General features: G+C 72.8%; 15 protein-coding genes and 1 pseudogene. 5 read left to right on the top strand and 11 right to left on the bottom strand.

Going from position 1 to position 17,195, the window contains the following annotated elements; genetic code table 11:
• Window positions 1–24: 24 nt before the first annotated feature.
• The 6 genes from efeB to C6376_RS09060 all read right to left on the bottom strand — a co-directional run bounded on the left by efeB (window position 25) and on the right by C6376_RS09060 (window position 6,580).
• Entirely contained in the window at window positions 25–1,380 is a 1,356-nt protein-coding gene (gene efeB, locus C6376_RS09085) for an iron uptake transporter deferrochelatase/peroxidase subunit (protein ID WP_107442952.1), read from the bottom strand.
• 7 nt (window positions 1,381–1,387) lie between these two features.
• Window positions 1,388–3,475 (bottom strand): copper resistance CopC/CopD family protein, encoded by a 2,088-nt coding sequence (locus C6376_RS09080; protein WP_107442951.1) that lies wholly within the window; start codon window positions 3,473–3,475, stop codon window positions 1,388–1,390.
• Window positions 3,476–3,488: 13 nt separating this feature from the next.
• Window positions 3,489–3,899: a copper chaperone PCu(A)C gene (locus C6376_RS09075; RefSeq protein WP_254076350.1), complete on the bottom strand. Its 411-nt coding sequence runs from the start codon at window positions 3,897–3,899 to the stop codon at window positions 3,489–3,491.
• A gap of 116 nt (window positions 3,900–4,015) precedes the next feature.
• Window positions 4,016–4,663 (bottom strand): SCO family protein, encoded by a 648-nt coding sequence (locus C6376_RS09070; protein ID WP_107442950.1) that lies wholly within the window; start codon window positions 4,661–4,663, stop codon window positions 4,016–4,018.
• Between the two features lie 136 nt (window positions 4,664–4,799).
• On the bottom strand, window positions 4,800–5,570 hold the full coding sequence (locus C6376_RS09065) for a YcnI family protein (RefSeq protein WP_107442949.1): 771 nt from the start codon (window positions 5,568–5,570) through the stop codon (window positions 4,800–4,802).
• A gap of 119 nt (window positions 5,571–5,689) precedes the next feature.
• Entirely contained in the window at window positions 5,690–6,580 is an 891-nt protein-coding gene (locus tag C6376_RS09060) for a hypothetical protein (protein WP_107442948.1), read from the bottom strand.
• Window positions 6,581–6,821: 241 nt separating this feature from the next.
• Here C6376_RS09060 and C6376_RS09055 point away from each other — a divergent pair, with 241 nt between their 5' ends.
• The 3 genes from C6376_RS09055 to C6376_RS09045 all read left to right on the top strand — a co-directional run bounded on the left by C6376_RS09055 (window position 6,822) and on the right by C6376_RS09045 (window position 9,256).
• Window positions 6,822–7,277: an ATP-binding protein gene (locus C6376_RS09055; protein ID WP_107442947.1), complete on the top strand. Its 456-nt coding sequence runs from the start codon at window positions 6,822–6,824 to the stop codon at window positions 7,275–7,277.
• 183 nt (window positions 7,278–7,460) lie between these two features.
• Complete coding sequence (locus C6376_RS09050; protein ID WP_107442946.1) at window positions 7,461–8,402, top strand: intradiol ring-cleavage dioxygenase; 942 nt, start codon at window positions 7,461–7,463, stop codon at window positions 8,400–8,402.
• Between the two features lie 8 nt (window positions 8,403–8,410).
• Window positions 8,411–9,256 carry a triphosphoribosyl-dephospho-CoA synthase gene (locus C6376_RS09045; RefSeq protein WP_107442945.1) on the top strand — a complete coding sequence of 282 codons (846 nt, stop codon included), beginning with the start codon at window positions 8,411–8,413 and terminating at the stop codon, window positions 9,254–9,256.
• A 71-nt stretch (window positions 9,257–9,327) separates the two neighbouring features.
• Here the strand turns inward: C6376_RS09045 and C6376_RS09040 are convergent.
• The 3 genes and pseudogenes from C6376_RS09040 to C6376_RS09030 form a co-directional block, all read right to left on the bottom strand.
• Window positions 9,328–9,657 (bottom strand): annotated as a pseudogene (locus C6376_RS09040) (MFS transporter); the annotation flags it as partial.
• 154 nt (window positions 9,658–9,811) lie between these two features.
• On the bottom strand, window positions 9,812–11,305 hold the full coding sequence (locus C6376_RS09035; protein WP_173985606.1) for an aminopeptidase P family protein: 1,494 nt from the start codon (window positions 11,303–11,305) through the stop codon (window positions 9,812–9,814).
• A 93-nt stretch (window positions 11,306–11,398) separates the two neighbouring features.
• Window positions 11,399–12,955 carry a PP2C family protein-serine/threonine phosphatase gene (locus C6376_RS09030; RefSeq protein WP_107442944.1) on the bottom strand — a complete coding sequence of 519 codons (1,557 nt, stop codon included), beginning with the start codon at window positions 12,953–12,955 and terminating at the stop codon, window positions 11,399–11,401.
• Window positions 12,956–13,477: 522 nt separating this feature from the next.
• Between C6376_RS09030 and C6376_RS09025 the strand changes: the two genes are divergently transcribed.
• Both C6376_RS09025 and C6376_RS46355 read left to right on the top strand, forming a co-directional pair.
• Entirely contained in the window at window positions 13,478–14,143 is a 666-nt protein-coding gene (locus C6376_RS09025; protein WP_107442943.1) for a bifunctional DNA primase/polymerase, read from the top strand.
• A 56-nt stretch (window positions 14,144–14,199) separates the two neighbouring features.
• Complete coding sequence (locus C6376_RS46355; RefSeq protein WP_107442942.1) at window positions 14,200–14,940, top strand: hypothetical protein; 741 nt, start codon at window positions 14,200–14,202, stop codon at window positions 14,938–14,940.
• Between the two features lie 277 nt (window positions 14,941–15,217).
• Here the strand turns inward: C6376_RS46355 and C6376_RS09015 are convergent, their stop codons facing one another.
• On the bottom strand, window positions 15,218–16,183 hold the full coding sequence (locus tag C6376_RS09015) for a DUF5926 family protein (RefSeq protein ID WP_107442941.1): 966 nt from the start codon (window positions 16,181–16,183) through the stop codon (window positions 15,218–15,220).
• A gap of 261 nt (window positions 16,184–16,444) precedes the next feature.
• Entirely contained in the window at window positions 16,445–17,083 is a 639-nt protein-coding gene (locus tag C6376_RS09010; RefSeq protein WP_107442940.1) for an ATP-binding protein, read from the bottom strand.
• Window positions 17,084–17,195 lie beyond the last annotated feature (112 nt).

Raw genomic sequence — 17,195 nt, 5'->3', positions numbered from 1 at the left:
GAGCCGGGTTCCGGACCTTCCGGTTCACGCCTCCAGCAGCCGCTGCCCCACGTACTCGCCCTTGGCCGCCCCGCCCGGCACCGCGAACAGTCCGCTCGACTCATGGCGGATGTACCGCGACAGGGCGTCCCCGCGGTCGAGTTTGCGCTGCACGGTGACGAAGCCGCGCAGCGGGTCCGCCTGCCAGCAGACGAACAGCAGGCCCGCGTCCGGAGTGCCGTCCGGGTCGATGCCGTCGTGATAGGAGAAGGGTCGCCGCAGCATCGCCGCGCCACCGTTCTGGTCGGGTCGGGTGATGCGGGCGTGCGCGTTGATCGGGACGACCAGATCGCCGTTCGCGTCCGTCTTCTCCAGATCCATCTCGGTCGTCTCGGCGCCCCCCGACAACGCCGCTCCATCAGCCTTCCGGCGCCCGATGACCTGCTCCTGCGCCTTCAGCGACGCCTTCTCCCAGTCGTCGAGGAGCATCCGGATCCGGCGGACCACGGCGTAGGAGCCGTTCGCCATCCACGCCGGGTCCTTCCGGCCGGCCGCCGGGACGAAGACGCGCTGGTCGAAGTCGGACTCGGCCGGTTTGGGGTTGCGGGTCCCGTCCATCTGTCCCATCAGGTTGCGGGCCGTCATGGGATGGGCGGTGGCGCCCGGCGTCCGGTTGAAGCCGTTCATCTGCCAGCGGACCTTCGCCGCGCTCCCCGCGTCCTTCTGGATCGCCCGGAGGGCGTGGAAGGCGACCAGCGCGTCGTCCGCGCCGATCTGCACCCAGAGGTCGCCGTTGCTGCGGGTCGCGTCGAGGTGGTCGGAGGAGAAGGCGGGAAGCGGGTCCAGAGCGGCCGGGCGCTGTTTCTCCAGTCCGGTGCGGGTGAAGAAACTGTTGCCGAAACCGAAGGTGACCGTCAGCGAGGACGGTCCGGCGTCCCGGGCCACATCCGTGTCGTCGTGTGCGGCCGCCTCGCCCGCCATCAGTCGCCGGGCCGTCTCCGACCAGCGGCGCAGGAGTGCGGCCGCCTCCTTGCGCCCGGCGCCGACCACCAGGTCGAAGGCGACGAGGTGGCCGCGGGCCTGGAGGCCCTGAGTGATGCCGGGCTGATGTTTCACGTGGAACATCGCCTGCCCTGCTCCGACCGACGACAACGGCGTCGCCTGGGCGGGCGCCGCCGCGTATCCCGCCGCCGCGCCCGCCGCGCCGAGGACGAGTCCGGAGGCGCCGGCCGCGCCGAGCAGTCGGCGTCGGGTCAGGTCCCTGGCGGGGGACTCCGACGAGGCGGGCCGCTGGGTGCTCTCGCCGTCCGGGCCGGCGGCGGGGGCCGGTGTTTCCGGCGCGCTGGCCCGGGTGGAACGGGTCACGGGGGTGGGTGCCTCGGGGAGGGACTGGTCGGGCATGTGAGGGTCAGCCGATCTGCGCGTTCTTGGAGACGGTCACCTGGTCGATGTCGGAGGTCCGCACGGTCACGGCGATCTTCCATTCGCCCGCCAGGGGGATCTGCACGGCGTTCGCCGACCAGTGGCCGGTGGTGATGTGGTCGGGGGCGACGGGCAGCGGCCCGATGCTCTTGGCCTCGAGGGTGAAGGCGACCTTGACCTCGGGCACGTCGAAGGCGCGGCCGTTGGGCCGCGTCACGTACACATGCATCTCGTTGGCGCCGGCGCGTGCGGGATCGAGGTCCACACTCACCACGCCCTTGCCGTCGGCGCCGCCCGTGTCGAACGGCATGTCCAGGGTCAGGGCGCCCGAGGCGGAGTCCGCCGCGGAAGCCGAGGACGAGGAGGACCGGGCGGCCCTGGCGGCGTCCTGCTCCGTACGGCCCGGCTCGGTGGACGTCAGGACGGTGGTGACGGCCAGCAGGACGACGGCGACCCCGGTCTCGGCGAGCACCGAGCGGCGCAGGCCGAACCGCTCGCCGTCCGCGGTACGCAGCCGCTTCTGTCGTGCCGCGTCCACGGCTGCCCGCTGACGGGCGAGCTGCGCGGCCCGCTCGCCGCCTGCGGAGTCACCCGGGACACGCTGCTCCAAGGCGTCCCCTGAACCGTTCTTCTTGCCCTGGGAACCCTGGGAGCCCTGGGAGTCCGTGGAGCCCTTGACGGGCTTGGGGTTCTCGACGCTCCCGGTGGGGTCGACCGAGGCCGCCCCGGCCGCACCGCCGCTTCCTCCGGTCGCCGCCGCCGGGACAGGCTCTTTCCCTCGCGCGGACTCCCCGGACGCGGACTCCCCGGCGGCCGACGTGTGAACCGCCGCCTCGGCGGCCGTCGGGACCGCCAGCCGAGCCGTCCACCGACGGGAGATCCAGGCGATGCCGACCAGCAGCGCCACGAGCCCGATCTTGACGAGCAGCAGCCGGCCGTAGCGGGTGTCGGTGAACGCGGACCAGGAGCCGAGCTGACGCCAGGACTGGTAGACGCCGGTGGCGACAACGACGAGGACGCTGCCGAAGGCGACCCGGGAGAAGCGCCGGACGGCGGCGGCGTCGACGGGGCGGTCGGCGGGTGCCCGGTACAGCGCGACGAGCAGTGCGGCGAGCCCGCCGAGCCAGGTCGCGACCGCGAGCAGATGCAGCACGTCGACCGGCATCGCGATGCCCGGTTGCAGTCCGGTCGAGGCGTGCTCGGCCATGGCCCAGCTCGCCGCGAGTCCGGCTGCCACGACGGTTCCGCCGATGGCGAGCCCGAAGGTCAGGTCCCGCTTCTCCTCGTCCTCCCGCTTGTCGTAGGCGCCGAAGAGCACGGCGATGAACAGGGCGGCCGCGGCGAGCAACAGCAGCCGGGAGACCAGGGCGGCACCGGTCTTGGTCTGCAGGGCCTCGCCCAGGAGGTCGAGGTCGAAGACGTCGCCGAGTGTGCCCGAGCGGCTGTAGGAGCCGCGCAGGAGCAGCAGGAACAGGGTGGCCGCGGTCATCGCGAGCCAGCCGGAGACGACGAGTCGCTGCAGGGACCGCACGCCGGTGCCGCGCTGCCAGCAGGCCAGCACGAAGGCGGCCCCGCCGACCATCACGAGGAACCCGGCGTACGACACGTAGCGGCCGAAGCCGTACAGCCGGCCGACGATTCCCCCGCCGGCCTCCTGGCCGGACACCGAGACGCTGGTCTCGGAGGGGGAGCCGATCGAGAAGGTGTAGGCGCCGGCGACGGGATGGCTGTCGGCGGAGACCACCTGGTAGGTCACGGTGTATGTGCCGTCGGGCAGCCCCGAGTGCAGTTGGACGGCGTAGGTGGTGCCGCTGACCTCGGAGGGCTTGCCGTCGTCGACCCGGGCGCCCTTGGGGTCGAGGACGCGCAGGGAGTCGTCGTTCATCGAGACGGTCTCGGAGAAGGTCAGCGTCACCTGCGTGGGAGCCTTGTCGACCACCACCCCCTGCGCGGGGTCGCTGCCGGTCAGCGCGGCGTGCGCGGAGGCGGGTCCGGCGCCGGCGAGGAGCGCGCCGGCGATCGCCAGGAACAGCAGCACGAGCATCCGGACGCGCGGGGCGATGGTCTGCGTCAAGGTGGTCCCTCCCTCAGTGGCCGGTGGTCGGGTCGTACGTGGCGGACTTCACCGGGATCTCGACCTCGAGCGGGTCGGACGAGGTGAAGTGGAGTTCGACGGTCACCGTCGCGCCCTGTACCGGCCTGCTCTTCAGCTTCTCGAACATCAGGTGGTTTCCGCCGCTCTTGAACACGAGTTGACCGTGGGCGGGGATGTCGAGGGAGGCGACCTCCCGCATCGACGACCCGACGGTCTCATGGAGGGTGACGCTGCCCGCCGCGGTACTGGTGACGGACGTCAGCTCGTCCTGCGCGTCGCCCTTGTTGACGACGGTCAGGAAACCGGCGGCCATGGTGGCGGAGACCGGCTGCGGAATGTAGGCGGCACGGACGGAGAGTTCCGCCCGGCCGTCCGCGTCCGACGCGCACCCCGCCGACAACAGCGTTCCGGTGACGACCGCGCAGGACGCGGCGAGCAACCGCGTCCGCCCCGCCCTGCCGGACCTGATCCGGCCCTCCCCCACCCGGCCGGACCTCTGCCGATCCGGCGGCGCCGGACTCACGGGTTCTCACCCTTGATGATCTCGGGCAGGTCCTTGATGTAGTCGTCGACCTTGGCGTCCTCGCCGTACAGCACGTATCCGCCGTTCGTCTTCGGGGAGAAGGCGACGACCTGGGTGCCGTGGGTGGAGACGATCTTGCCGTTCTTGTCCTTGTGCGGCGCCTCGACGGAGATGCCGAGCGAGCGGGCGGCGGCCTGGATCGTCGCGAACTTCCCGGTGAGGCCGACGACCTGGGGGTCGATGCCCTTGAGCCAGGCGCCGAGCGCGGCCGGGGTGTCGCGGTCCGGGTCCGTGGTGACGAACACGACGCGCAGCTCGTCCTGCTCCGCCTTGGGCAGCTGCTTCTTGGCGACGGCGATGTTGCTCATCGTCAGCGGGCAGACGTCCGGGCAGTTTGTGTAGCCGAAGTAGACCAGCGTCGGGTGGCCGTCCGTCTCCTTGCGGAGGTCGTACGCGGCGCCCCGGGTGTCGGTGAGGACCAGGGCGGGCTTGGCGAAGGGCTGGTCGAGCACGGTAGCGGCCTGCTGCTTGCCCTCCTCGGAGACCACGGCCACGGGGCTCGCGCCGTCGTCGCTGGCGCAGGCGGAGAGGGTGAGGGTGGCGGCGGCGAACAGCGCGGCCACGGCGAATGTCTTCTTACGCATAGAAAAATGTCCCAGATGTATGAAATCGGGCGGGCGTCGGGTGTACGGCGAGAACTCCGGACGGGCCGTGCACCCCGGTCGCGCGCCGTCGAGGAGCCGGCGCGGGCGGTGGCGGCCGCCCGCGCCGACCGGGGGCTCAGGCCTCGGTCGTGGTCCGGCGGCGGCCGGCGAGCACGCCGTACGCCACACCGGCGACGCCGACGACGATGCCGACCACGCCGAGGACGCGGGCCGTGGTGTCGCTGGCGTCCGCGTCGGAGGCGGCCTCGGTCGTCTTGGCGGCGGCCTTGGCGTCGTCGGACTCCTCAGCGGCGTCCGAGGCGGTCGAGCCGTGGTGGCCGTTCTCGGACGCGGCGCTCAGGGCGAGCACCGGGGCCGGGTTCTCCGGCTCCTCCGCGCCGTCCCCCTGGACTTCGATCCAGCGCACGACCTCCTTGTTGGAGTACGTCTGGATCGCCTTGAAGACCAGTTCGTCGGTGTCCTCGGGCAGCGCGCCCACGGAGACCGGGAACTTCTGGAAGAAGCCAGGCTTGACGCCGTCGCCGGTGGCGGTCCAGGTGATCTTGGAGACCGCCTCGGAGATCTGCTTGCCGTGCAGCTCGATGGGCTTGGCGAGCTTGGCCTTGGTGACCTGGATGGTCCAGCCGTTGATCGGCTCCGGCATCGCAGAGGCCAGCGGGTGGTCGGTCGGGAAGGCGACCTCGAGCTTGGTGGTCGAGGCGTTGTCCCGCTCGTTGGGGACCTTGAAGTCGACGACCGCGTAGCCGCCCTTCGCCGCGGCGCCCTCGGCGGCGACGCTGACGTGCGCGAGGGCGGGCGAGGACAGGACGAGCACGGCGCACCCGGCGGCAGCGCCTGCGGCGGCGATCCGGCAGGCGGTACGGGAAGCGATACGTGAGGCCTTCATGACAGCGAGCACTCCACTCTGAGTGAGTTCGAGGGTGAGGCGCGGGCACGCGGGTGCGCACGCGCGGATGCCCGCGCGACGGCGGCCGCCCCCGGGTGCGGAGTGCTGGTCGTGTCGCGTCAGGCAGTGAGGACGAGTACGGACCCGCCCGGCGGACCTCGTCTGATCACCGAGTGCTGGAGCGCGGTGGTCCCGGGTGGGTCCGGTGTGAGGAGTGCGGTGCGCGGGAGGCGCACTCCCGTGCCCGGCCCGGTGGGCAGCCCAGCGAGCAGGGCGCGCACCAGCGCGAGCGCTCCGCGCAGGGACCGCACGAGCGCCCCCTCGGCGACTCCGTGAGCGGACAGGGCGAGCAGTCGCAGCAGAGCCGTGTCGCCGCGCCGCAACAGCCACCCGGCGGCGACGGCCGCGAGGACGTGGCCGAGCAGCATGGGCAGGGACGGCAGCAGCGACATCGCCGAGCCGGCGGTGACGAGGGCGTCCGCGGGATGCCGCATCGAGCCCATCCCACCCATGCCGCTCATACCGGTGCCGCCCGTGACGTCGCCGGGGGAGTAGAGCCGCGCGTCGACGAGCATCTTCTGGGCCTGGGCCGGACTGATCGGCGCCGCCGTGGCCCCGCACACCAGCCGGGCCGCCCGTTCGACGAGCGAGGCGTCGGACGCGGACAGCGCGGCGGAGCCGGAAGCGGAGGAAACCGAATGCGAAACGGACGTCGACGCAGCGGCGGAGACGGAGGCGGCGTGCTGCCCGATCCCGAACAGGGTGTGCAGCGCGGTCTGTCCGACCGCGAGAAGCGCGGCGATGCCCGGCAGCGAGCGTGCGCGTCCCGCGAGCGGCGCCGCCACCGCGAGCACGGCCAGGAAGCCCGCGCCCAGGGTCCACAGCGGAACGGCGGCACAGGAGGCCGTCGTGTGCCCGACCGCGGCCAGCGTGACGCAGACCGCGGCGAACACCGCGGCCCGCAGCAGCCGGAGATCGCGACCGGAGCGCTCGCTGGAGGGGGCAGTCATGGCGGGCTCATCATCGCACTGGCCGCACCGCCGCCCTACGGCAGGTCCACACGCTCCGCACGGTGCGGAAGATCATCTTCTGTGATGAGCGGTGTGACTGGTGCTGCCGAGTCCCACATACACCGATTTCCCGCCTGCGGGCATCCCCCATATAGGCGGCATCACACGGAAATCACGCTTACATACGGCTGCGGGCGGCAATACGTATCGGTATGTCGAGCCGCAGCCAGGAGGCTGGAGCATGAGCATCTGGTGGTCACTCCATCTGCGGCGCGAAGCCGCGAGCGTGCCGCTCGCCCGCCGCCTGCTGCTCGGCACGATGGAGACGGCGGGCGTCGATCCCGACGTCAGCTACGACCTCTCCGTCGCCCTGAGCGAGGCCTGCGCCAACGCCGTCGAGCACGGCGGGGCCACCGCGATCGGCGGTTCTTCCGAGGCATACCGCGTGACGGCCTACCTCGACGGCGAGACGTGCCGCATCGAGGTCGCCGACTCGGGCCCGGGGTTCGCCGGTGAGCGCCCCGCTCCCGCGCCGGTGCGCACGAACGCCGACGCCGAACAGGGCCGGGGCCTGTTCCTCATCCAGGAGCTCGCCGACCACGTCCACATCGGCAACAAGCCGGGGCTCGGCGGGGCGGTCGTGAGCTTCGACAAGATCCTGAAGTGGCGCAAGGACGCCCCGCTGATGGCCGTGTGAGCCGACAGCGCGGCGTGAGCCGGCGGAGTCGTGAGCCGACAGCCCCTGTGTGCGTGGCCGACGCCCGCGCTTCGGGCCGTCAGACGCACCCGGCGGACGGGCGCTTCGGGTCTCTCGGCACTCACAGGTGCCTCCCAGCGGGCATTCAGCCCACTGACGGGCGGCGTTCCTACCTTCCTGTCCATGACAGGACTTCGCAAGGACACCTCCATCACCCGGCGGCGCGCCCTCGCGGTCACCGGCGGCACGGTCGCGGCCGGCGGACTCGCCGCCGCCGGCTACCAGGCCGCCTTCGCCGACACCGGCACGACTGCCGCCACGACTGCCGGGGCGAGCGCGTCGGCCTCCGCCGGTTCGACGGGCGGCGCCTGCATGACCCTGATGACGAGCGTCACGCAGGGGCCGTATTACCTGGACGGCGCCTTGGTGCGCAAGGACATCACCGAGGGCAAGAGCGGAGTGCCGCTGACCCTGCGGCTCACCGTCGTCGACGCCACCGACGGCTGCACCCCGGTCGCCGGCGCGGCCGTCGAGATCTGGCACTGCGACGCCTGGGGCTATTACTCCGGCTACACCACCGCCAACCCCGGCGGTTCCGCGCCGGCCGAGAGCGAGGACGGCTCCACCGCGAACGACGCCACCTATCTGCGCGGCTATCAGATCGCCAACGCCAACGGGGTCGTCAAGTTCGAGACGGTCTTCCCCGGCTGGTACACGCCCCGCACCTGCCACATCCACCTCAAGGTGCACACCGGTGGCCAGAAGGAGGACGGCACCTACGAGGGCGGCAAGGTCAACCACACCGGCCAGCTGTTCTTCCCCGACGACGTCGCCGAGGAGATCTTCGCCCTGGAGCCGTACGCCCGGCACACCGGCAGCTACACCGTGCTCGCCGACGACATGGTCTACGACGGCGGCGGCGCGTCCAGCGGGTTGCTGACCCTGAAGGCCGTCCACAAGGCCGACCCGTCCAAGGGCTACAAGGGGACCCTCACCCTGGGCGTGGACCCCGACGCCGAGAGCACCGGCGCGGGCGGTGGCGGCGGAGGCGGCGGCACGCCCCCGAGCGGCGCCCCCACCGGAACCCCGCCGAGCGGCGCCCCGACGGCGTCCGCGTCCACCTGAGGCGGAGCATGCACAGCCGTGAGGACGAGGCGCTCGCGCAGGCGGCGGTGGCCGCGCTGACGGGCCAGCTGGCACTGGCCCCCAAACCCGGCCTGCCCGATCCCCGCGACCTGGCGGCCCGGGTCACCCGCAGGGACCACCGTGGGCTGACCTGGTCGGCCAAGGCGCTCGCACCCGGACTCGCGGCGATGGCCGCGGCCGCCCGCCGCACCGGCGAGCCGACGCCCCGGCTCCGCGCGGAGTTGGGCGCGATCGGACGGTGCACCGAGCACTCGGTGGGCCTGGCCGGCGGTGGGCACCGGGGGGCCCTGTGGGCGCTCGGCCTGCTGGTGGCGGCGGCCGCCCTCGACCCCCGGGCGCGGGGCGTCGAGGTCACCGCGACCGCCAAGAGGATCGCCGCGCACCCGGACCGGGCGGCCCCGCGGCGGCCCTCGCGGGGTGCGACGGTCTCGGCGAAGTACGGCGCGGCCGGTGCCCGCGGTGAGGCCCGCGCCGGATTCCCGCATGTGCGCCGGGCGTTGGACGCGCTGGCGCTGGCGCTGGCGCGGGCGCGCACGGCCGGCGCCGGCGAGGCAGAGGCGCGGCTCGACGCCCTGCTCACCGTGATGTCGACGCTCCAGGACACCGAACTCCTGCACACAGCGGGCCCCTTGGGCCTGCGGCACGTCCAGTCGGGCGCCCGGGCGGTTCTCGACGCCGGCGGGACGTCGGCGGAAGCGGGCGCGAAGGCCCTGGTCGCCTTCGACACCGACCTCCACGCGCGCGCGTGGAGCCCCCGCGGCAGCGCGGGCCTCCTGTCGGGCGCCCTGTTCGTCGACTCCCTCCCGCCCGCCGCGGCGACCGGAGCCGCGTGAAGCGGTCACGGCGCGGTCCGGCCACCCCGCCACCCCTGTCGCCTCGTCACGCCGTCACGCCGTCACTCCCGTCACCCCGTCGCCGGGGCCGTCGCGGGGGCGGTCGCCGCCGCCCGCGCCCCCTCGGCCGGCGCCGGCGCCCCGTCCTCCTCCGCGCACCGTTGCGCCGCCGCCCTTCGCGCCGCCGGGCCCATGGCGTAGGACGCCGCCACCATCGCCGCGCCCAGCAGCAGCCAGCCCGGCGTGCCCCACTCGACCAGCAGCCAGGTCAGCACCAGCGGGCCGAGGGTGCGGGCCACGGTGACGCCGGTGCCGAACAGGCCCTGGTACTCGCCGACGCGGTCGGCCGGGGCCAGGTCGAAGGAGAGCTGCCAGGAACCCGCGGACTGCCCCATCTCCGCGGCCGCTCGAGATGCAGATCGACGCCGACCCCGGACCAGAAATCGTTAACCAAGTCCCCCCTGGACATGCCCCCCGGCGGTGCGGTCGCCCGGACACGGGAAGGGCCGGGCACTCACCGGTACCCGGACCCCTACCCGGCCGTCGTTCGAACCGTCAGCCCTTGAGCGAAGCCATCCAGGCCTCGACCTCGCCGGAGCGGCGCGGCAGGCCGTCCGACAGGTTCCGGTTGCCGTCCTGGGTGACGAGGATGTCGTCCTCGATGCGGACGCCGATCCCCCGGTACTCCTCCGGCACCGTCAGGTCGTCGGCCTGGAAGTACAGCCCGGGCTCGACGGTGAGCACCATGCCGGGCTCCAGCGTGCCGTCGACGTACGACTCCACGCGCGCGGCCGCGCAGTCGTGGACGTCCATGCCGAGCATGTGACCGGTGCCGTGCAGCGTCCAGCGGCGCTGGAGACCGAGCTCGAGGACGCGCTCCACCGGGCCCTCGACCAGGCCCCACTCGACGAGCCTCGCGGTGAGCACGCGCTGCGCGGCGTCGTGGAAGTCGCGGTACTTGGCGCCCGGCCGGACGGCCTCGATGCCGGCCTCCTGGGCCTCGTACACCGCGTCGTAGATCTTCCTCTGGATCTCGGTGAAGCGGCCGTCGACGGGCAGCGTGCGCGTGACGTCGGCGGTGTAGTAGGTGTGCGTCTCGACGCCCGCGTCGAGGAGCAGCAGGTCGCCCGAGCGGACCGGTCCGTCGTTGCGCACCCAGTGCAGGGTGCAGGCGTGCGGGCCGGCCGCGGCGATCGTGCCGTAACCGACGTCGTTGCCCTCCACCCGCGCGCGGAGGAAGAACGTGCCCTCGATGTAGCGCTCGCTCGTGGCCTCGGCCCTGTCCAGGACCTTCACGACGTCCTCGAAGCCGCGGACCGTGGAGTCGACGGCCTTCTGCAGCTCACCGATCTCGAAGTCGTCCTTGACCAGCCGGGCCTCGGAGAGGAAGACACGCAGCTCCTCGTCGCGTTCGGCGGTGACCTTGTCGGTCAGGGCCGCCTCGACGCCCGCGTCGTGACCGCGCACGACGCGCACCGGACCGGTGGCCTCGCGCAGCCGGTCGGCCAGCTCGCGCACGTCGGCGGCCGGGATGCCGTACAGCTTCTCGGCCTCGGTGAGCGAGTGCCGGCGGCCGACCCACAGCTCGCCGTGGCCGGACAGCCAGAACTCGCCGTTCTCGCGGTCGGACCGCGGCAGCAGGTAGATCGTGGCCGTGTGACCGTCGTCGACCGGCTCCAGCACCAGGACGCCGTCCTCGGTCTGGTTGCCGGTGAGGTACGCGTACTCGACGGAGGCGCGGAAGGCGTACTCGGTGTCGTTGGAGCGGGTCTTCAGGTTGCCCGCCGGGATCACCAGTCGCTCGCCCGGGAAACGCGCGGAGAGTGCGGCGCGGCGGGCGGCGGTCTCGCCGGCCTGGGCGATCGGCTCCAGGTCGCGCAGCTCCGTGTCCGCCCAGCCGGACTTCATGTTCTCGGCCAGCTCGTCGGAGACGCCCGGGTACAGGCCGTTCTTGCGCTGCTTGACGGGCTCCTCGGACTCGGTCTCCGGTCCCGCTGCGGTGGCAGCGTCATCCGGCGTAGCCGGGGTGGGCTCGTCGGCCATGGTCATCCTCCTAGATACGGCACTGGACCCCCTCCATCGTACGGTCGTACGGAAGGGGGCCCAGGCCCGAATGACCTCTTACCCGCTGTCGTCGCCGCCCTACTCGAAACGGGCCGCCAGCAGCACCACGTCCTCGTCGCTGTCCTGGTCGTACAGGCCGTCCGGCAGCATCGTGCGCAGTACGTGGTCGGCGACCGCCCCGGGGTCCCGGCGCAGCGGCTTGGGCACCCCGGCGGCCGCCGCGTGCAGCCGGGCGAAGGCGCGGTCGGCCAGGTCGCCGGCGCGGTGCAGCAGTCCGTCGGTGTAGAGCAGCACCGTCTCGCCCGGTTCGGCCTCCAGTTCGACGCTCGGCGCCTCCCAGCAGGCCAGCATGCCCAACGGCGCCGAGACGGAGGTCTCCACGAACTCCGTGCGCCGCTCCCCGACCAGCAGCGGCGGGCAGTGCCCCGCGCCGGCCAGGGTGATCTTGCGCAGCGCGGGTTCGCAGTACGCGAACAGCGCGGTGGCGGACCGCGCGGGCTCGGTCAGCCGCAGCAGCAGCTCCAGGTCGGACAGGACGGCGACGGGGTCCTCGCCCTCCATCACCGCGTACGCCCGCAGGGAGGCGCGCAGCCGGCCCATCGCGGCGACGGCGCTCGGCCCGGACCCGGTGACGGAACCGACGGCCAGACCCAGTGCGGCGTCCGGAAGCGGCAGCGCGTCGTACCAGTCGCCGCCCCCGCGCGGGCCGGTTCGGTGCCGGGCGGCGAGCTGGACGCCGGGCACCCGCGGCAGCCGGGACGGCAGCAGCTCCTCGGACATGGTCTTCATGCACGCGCGTGTGCGCTCGAGCTCCACCAGCCGCGCCAGGTGCTCGGCGGCGTACCGGACGTACAGGCCGATCAGGTGGCGCCGGCGTTCGCCCGGCTCGGCGGGCTCGTCGTAGAGCCACACGGCCGCGCCCAGCCGGCCGGACGCGCCGTCCGTCTCCAGTGGCAGCGCGTAGCTGGCGGCGTAGCCGAGGCGGGCGGCCACCTCGCGATGACGGGGGTCCAGGCCGTCCCCGGACAGCAGGTCGGGCTCGGTGATCTCGCCGTCGCCGCCGGGCAGCCCGTCGAGGATGCGGCCGTAGGACAGGGCGCTGCGGGGGACGGTCTCGATGTGGCCGAGGTCGGCGCGGCCGAGGCCCAGTCCGATGGTGGTGTCGGGGCCCAGCCGGTCGGCCGGTTCGAGGACGACGAGACCGCGGCGGGCGCCCACGAGGGCGGCTCCGGCGTGCAGCAGCTCCTGGAGGGCGTCCTGCAGCACGGCCGTGCGGGCCAGGCGTTCGGTGAGTTCGTGCAGTGTGGTGAGGTCCGAGACCCAGCCGGCCAGCCGGTCCGTCAGCAGGGCTCCCGCTCCCGGCATGCCGGGAGCGCCGGACGACGGATCCGGGGGGACGGAGGCGGCCGCGGGGGCGGCGGAGCCGCCCGGCACGGCAGGCGCGGGCGGGACAGTGTGTGCGGGCGACGGAACCGTTGGATCGATTCCGGCCACTTTCGGAGGGTGAGGGGCGTTCATGGCATCCGGCTCTCGGACCGGAGCGTATTGCTCAAAAGCATCGCAAACCCCCATGTCATTCTGCGCCGCTAGCGGTGTCTCCACATGTACACGCACTCGTGAGGGGATGTCCAGCATTGTCCTGCCGGGCTCGCTGGTGTCCGCGGGGTCTTTGGGAGAATCGCGCACGGTTCTTCCGGCTCCCTTGCGAAATTGCAAGATTGGCTTAAAACTGCCTCGGGTAACGGTTGATTGCGGTCGACTGGCCTTGCTCAACGGAGCGTCACAGCGGTCGTGATGGGTACGTACTCGGTAAGGGCCAGGGGTCGTCGGGAGCTCGTGAGGAGCCTCCGGAACCTGGTGACCGCACCGGGCGTCATAGTCATCGACGACCGTGCCCCATCCTCCCGTGGCGGAGGCGGAGAGAAATACGTGCGACGTTAAACGCCAGACTTCGCCACCCCACGCCACGCCCGGCATCAGATGGACGCGAGTCGGATCGAGTGGCCGCGCGAGCAGCCACCGCTCGACCCTGAGGGGTTCCCCTTGTCCGGTACAGGGGTGTGATGCGCCAAAAGGTACGCACAGTGAAGTGATCGACACATGGTGTGATGTGGCCCACGGTGTTGCCAGCGGTGCAACGGAAAGGAACGAGCGCTCATGCGCGAGATCCTCGGAAAGCGACGCAGGCTCCTGTCCCAGTCAGGCGACGCGGGACACGAGTTGATCGACTCGGCACTGACGTTCGCGACGGACTGGCAGTGGCCCGTCCTCCCGGGAGCGGCGGCCGACCAGCGGAGCACCTCCCGCTGCACCTGCCCCGACCCGGAGTGCACGGTCCCCGGTGCTCACCCCTTCGACCCCGGCCTTCTCGCCGCCACCTGCGACGCGCGCATGGTCCGCTGGTGGTGGGGCAACCGGCCGGCCGCACCGATCATCCTGGCCACCGGGGGCACGGCCCCCTGCGCGGTCAGCCTCCCCGCCCTCGCGGCGTCGCGGGCGCTCGTGGCGCTCGACGAGCAGGGCATGCGCCTCGGGCCGGTCGTCGCCTCGCCCACGCGCTGGTCCGTCCTCGTCAGGCCCTACTCGATGGAGCAGCTGGGTGAGCTGCTCTACGCCAAGGACTTCGTGCCGGGCTCCCTGCGCTTCCACGGCGAGGGCGGGTACCTCGCCCTGCCCCCGTCGGTGACGGGGGGCGGGGACATCCGGTGGGAGCGGGCTCCCCTGCCCGGCTCGGCCTCGCCCTGGGTGCCCGACGTCGAGGCCGTGGTGGACGCCGTGGTGGACGCCCTCACTCGTACGGGTGTGAACGCCCCCGAGTTGTAGGGGTGTCGGGTGCGCGCCGGTCGGGACGCCCGCGTCCGCCCTCTATCTTCCGCTACATGAACCTTCGTCTGCTCGCCCTCGGGGGCGTCGTGACCTGTGCGATCGCCCTGCCCCTGGCCATGGCGTCCGCGGGGCCGGCCGACGAGGACGGACGCGCGTCCGACCGGGCCGACGTGCACACGGCCGGCCGGCGCTCCTCAGACGCGGCCGGCGAATGGGCCGACGGCGCCGAGTGGGCCGACGGCTCGGCGGCCCGGCGCACGGGCGCTGTCGCCGTAGCGGGCGAGCCGCGTGCGGCCGAAGGGGCTGATGGGGTCGAAGGGGCTGATGGGGTCGAGCGGCGGGCGATCGCCGGGACCGCAGGTGCTGCCGGGCGCGGTGCCGGCGGTGCGGACCCCAAGGCGCCTCCCGGCGAGCCCTCCGGGTCGCCGCTGCTGGGGCTAGGCCTGACCACCGCCGCCCGGTGCGGCCCCGAGGTGACCTCCCCCGACGGAGTCGAGGCGCAGACCTGTGTGCTCTCCCAGGGTGAGGACACCTGGGCGCGCACCTACTACCGCAACGCCACGGGGCGCGCTCTGGACGCCTTCCTGAGCCTCATGGGCCCCGCGGGCCGCACCGTGCAGACGAGGTGCACGGTGGCCGCAGACGACGAGCCGGAGTCCTGTGAGACGCCCCACGAGCCGAGCCGCGGCGGGTCGGCCGCGTACACGGCGGTCACGGAGTTCGCCGAAGCGATCGCCGACGGCCCGCTGCTGCTGCGCTCCGGCAGTAACTTCCCCTCGGACACGGGCAGTTGACGTGCGGTGTAGGCGCGTGAGTGAGGCCGGAAACAGAAGAACCCGGTTGCTGGCGACGGGGGATGCACCAGCAACCGGGCTACTCGAACGGTAACAAGAGATCGCCGCTACGCAAATTCGATCTCTTGTTTTCGTCGGCTTTCCGGACATCGTCGAATCGGCGCTCGAGGCGTCGACTCCCCTTGTTCTGGGGGCAGTTGTGAGCGGGCTCACGCCGGCCGCCGGCGTCCGGGCCGCCGACCGGCCGGTCGGCGCGGCCGTCTCCCGGACCTCTGCGTCAGCTGAGCGTCACCTGTCGGTTGGTCAGGCCACCACGCGCGCGACGCTCGTCGGCGGTGAGCGGCGCGTCCGAGGCCAGCGCCTCGGCGAGGCGCTCGGCGAACTCGGCGGCAGGCTTCTCCACGTCGTCCGCGGTGACCGCGCTCGGCAGGTCCCAGACCGGCACCGTCACGCCGTGTGCCCGGAACGAGCCCACCAGACGCGTGCCCTCGCCGAGGCCGGAGCGGCCCGCCGCGTGCAGCCGCGCAAGGGCGTCCAGAAGCTGCTCCTCCGGGTGCGGCATGACCCAGCGCAGGTGGTTCTTGTCCGGGGTCTCGCACCAGTACGCGGCGTCGACGCCGGTCAGCTTCACGGTCGGGATCGCCGCAGCGTTGGCGCGCTCCAGGGAGGCGGCCACCTCCGGCGCGGCGTTCTCCGGGTCCGGGACCCAGAACTCGAAGCCACTGTGCACAACTGGCTCGAACGCGCCTTCGGGGTCGAGCAGATCCTGCATCCGCGAACCGTCCGCCGGGGCGCGGCGTGCCTGCACCGGAGTGCCGGGGTCCGACTCCAGTGCCCGCTGCAGGGTGTCCGCCAGGTCACGGCTGAGGTCGCCCGACGGCGTGTCGTTCTGCAGGCCGAGCAGCACCGAGCCGTCGTCGCGGCGCAGGGCGGGCCAGGCCATCGGCAGGACGGTGGCGAGCGTGACGGACGGGACGCCCTCGGGCAGACCGCCCTTCAGCGTCAGCTCCACCGTGGCGGCCGGCACCAGTTCGCGCAGCGCCACCCAGTCGCACTCGCCCGGCAGGCCCTCGAAGGGGCGCTGCACCAGCTCGGTCACCGCATGCGCGGCGGCCCGGCCGTGGCAGGCCTTGTAGCGGCGGCCGCTGCCGCACGGGCAGGGCTCCCGCGCGCCGACGACCGGGATGTCCGCGTCGGTGGGCTGCGGCCGCTTGGCGGTCGTCTGGGGTCGCTTCTTGGCCATCTGGGTGTCTCCCGGTTACGGCTCGTCTGGTACGGCGGGAGCCTAGCCGTTCGTACGCTCCGTCACGGGAACCTGTGGACAACGCGGCAGTCGTGCGCGACGCCCCGCGCGGCATCCGACCCCACGTGCCGGCCCCTCCGTCCCGGCTCTGCCCGTCCCGGCACTGCGCGTCCCCCGGCCCCTCGGTCCCGGTTCTGCGTGTCCCCCGGCCCCTCGGTCCCGGTTCTGCGCGTTCCGGTTCTGTGTCCCCCTGGTCCTGCCCTAGTCCAGGTCGTCGAAGGCGTCCGCGAAGTCGAGGCCTGGGATCGCGGCCACCGACGGTGCCGCGACCCGGCTCGCGAAGTCGTCGCGCCGACAGCCGGCGTCCGGGTCGTACACGTCGGCGTGGACGACGGCCCACACCGTCACCTCGCCGCGGGCGTCGTCCCGAACGCCCCAGTCGTCGGACAGCGCCGTGATGATGTTGAGCCCGCGGCCGCCGTGGGCGGTGACGGACGGGGTGGCCGGGGCCGGCCGGGTCGGGCCGCCGCCGTCGGTCACCTCGACCACCAGCCGGCCACTGGGGTCGACCCGCCACGCAGCCCGGACGTCGCCGTCCCCGGCCAGATCGTCGCCCAGTGGTCTGCCGTGCTTGCAGGCATTGCTCAGGAGTTCGGAAAGGATCAGTACAGCGTCGTCGATGACCGATTCCGACACTCCGCCTCTGCGCAACTGATCGCGCATGCGGTGCCTCGCGTTGCCCACGCCCGCAGGGCCATGGGATACGGCCATGCTCGACGACGCGGGCACCTCCTGTGCCACCACCAACGCCACCCCCGAGACCTCCTTCGCCCCACGCCACGGAGTGGATGCCCCATTGGCCTGTACCGGAAACCGGCCAATGCAGGTCCGGCGACGCATTCGGCACGGCCGAACACGCAGCGAACGCGCCGGAGCACTCCCTGTGAGCGCCTGTTCAGTGCGTGGCTGAATTTGGACGGTATGGCTGGAACGGAGAATGCTTCAGGTGGGC

Source organism: Streptomyces sp. P3 (assembly GCF_003032475.1).
In the GTDB taxonomy this organism is placed as follows: domain Bacteria; phylum Actinomycetota; class Actinomycetes; order Streptomycetales; family Streptomycetaceae; genus Streptomyces.
The sequence above is the reverse complement of the archived record's forward strand: the minus strand, read 5'-3'. Positions and strand labels throughout refer to the sequence as shown.

Coding starts and splice junctions, on each gene's coding strand:
- efeB (WP_107442952.1), bottom strand. CDS start 1,380: ATGCCCGACCAGTCCCTCCCCGAGGCACCCACCCCCGTGACCCGTTCC.
- C6376_RS09070 (WP_107442950.1), bottom strand. CDS start 4,663: ATGCGTAAGAAGACATTCGCCGTGGCCGCGCTGTTCGCCGCCGCCACC.
- C6376_RS09065 (WP_107442949.1), bottom strand. CDS start 5,570: ATGAAGGCCTCACGTATCGCTTCCCGTACCGCCTGCCGGATCGCCGCC.
- C6376_RS09060 (WP_107442948.1), bottom strand. CDS start 6,580: ATGACTGCCCCCTCCAGCGAGCGCTCCGGTCGCGATCTCCGGCTGCTG.
- C6376_RS09055 (WP_107442947.1), top strand. CDS start 6,822: ATGAGCATCTGGTGGTCACTCCATCTGCGGCGCGAAGCCGCGAGCGTG.
- C6376_RS09050 (WP_107442946.1), top strand. CDS start 7,461: ATGACAGGACTTCGCAAGGACACCTCCATCACCCGGCGGCGCGCCCTC.
- C6376_RS09045 (WP_107442945.1), top strand. CDS start 8,411: ATGCACAGCCGTGAGGACGAGGCGCTCGCGCAGGCGGCGGTGGCCGCG.
- C6376_RS09035 (WP_173985606.1), bottom strand. CDS start 11,305: ATGACCATGGCCGACGAGCCCACCCCGGCTACGCCGGATGACGCTGCC.
- C6376_RS09030 (WP_107442944.1), bottom strand. CDS start 12,955: ATGCTGGACATCCCCTCACGAGTGCGTGTACATGTGGAGACACCGCTA.
- C6376_RS09025 (WP_107442943.1), top strand. CDS start 13,478: ATGCGCGAGATCCTCGGAAAGCGACGCAGGCTCCTGTCCCAGTCAGGC.
- C6376_RS46355 (WP_107442942.1), top strand. CDS start 14,200: ATGAACCTTCGTCTGCTCGCCCTCGGGGGCGTCGTGACCTGTGCGATC.
- C6376_RS09015 (WP_107442941.1), bottom strand. CDS start 16,183: ATGGCCAAGAAGCGACCCCAGACGACCGCCAAGCGGCCGCAGCCCACC.
- C6376_RS09010 (WP_107442940.1), bottom strand. CDS start 17,083: ATGCGTCGCCGGACCTGCATTGGCCGGTTTCCGGTACAGGCCAATGGG.